We start from the raw sequence: 804 nt of genomic DNA, 5'->3' as shown, positions 1-804 counted from the left end.
CCGCGTCCAGCCGGACACCCGGGCCGGACGGCGGGGCGAACGTGGTGACCGTGCCCGGGGCGGGCAGGAAGTTGCGGCCCGGGTCCTCGCCGTTGATGCGGAACTCGAACGAGTGTCCCCGCATCGGCGGGTCGTCGTACCCGATGGCCTCGCCGTCCGCGATGCGGAACATTTCGCGGACCAGGTCGATGCCGGTGACCTCTTCGGTGACCGGGTGCTCCACCTGGAGCCGGGTGTTGACCTCGAGGAACGAGATCGTGCCGTCGTTGCCGACGAGGAATTCGACGGTGCCCGCGCCGACGTAACCGGCCTCCTTGAGGATGGCCTTGGATGCGGCGTAGAGCTGCGCGTTCTGTTCGTCGGTCAGGAAGGGGGCGGGGGCCTCTTCGACGAGTTTCTGGTGGCGGCGCTGGAGGGAGCAGTCGCGGGTGGAGACCACGACGACGTTGCCGTGGGTGTCGGCCAGGCACTGGGTCTCCACGTGCCGGGGCTTGTCCAGGTAGCGCTCGACGAAGCACTCCCCGCGGCCGAAGGCGGCCACGGCCTCGCGGACGGCGGAGTCGTAGAGCTCGGGGACCTCTTCCATCGTGCGGGCGACCTTCAGGCCGCGGCCGCCGCCGCCGAAGGCGGCCTTGATGGCGATCGGGAGACCGTGCTGTTCGGCGAAGGCCACGACCTCCTCGGCCCCGGAGACGGGGTCGGGGGTCCCGGCGACCAGCGGGGCGCCCGCGCGCTGGGCGATGTGCCGGGCGGCGACCTTGTCGCCCAGGTCGCGGATGGCGTGCGGCGGGGGGCCGATCCAGG

General features: G+C 72.0%; 1 protein-coding gene. It reads right to left on the bottom strand.

The window, feature by feature from the left end:
- Positions 1-804, bottom strand: an 804-nt coding sequence (locus ABD329_RS47900) for an ATP-binding protein (RefSeq protein WP_344318306.1), incomplete at both ends; no start/stop codon positions are given.

Origin of the sequence: Streptomyces javensis, assembly GCF_039525925.1 — a bacterium.
In the GTDB taxonomy this organism is placed as follows: Bacteria; Actinomycetota; Actinomycetes; order Streptomycetales; family Streptomycetaceae; genus Streptomyces; species Streptomyces asiaticus.
Note: the sequence above shows the minus strand (reverse complement) of the source record. Positions and strands in the feature narration are given on the sequence as shown.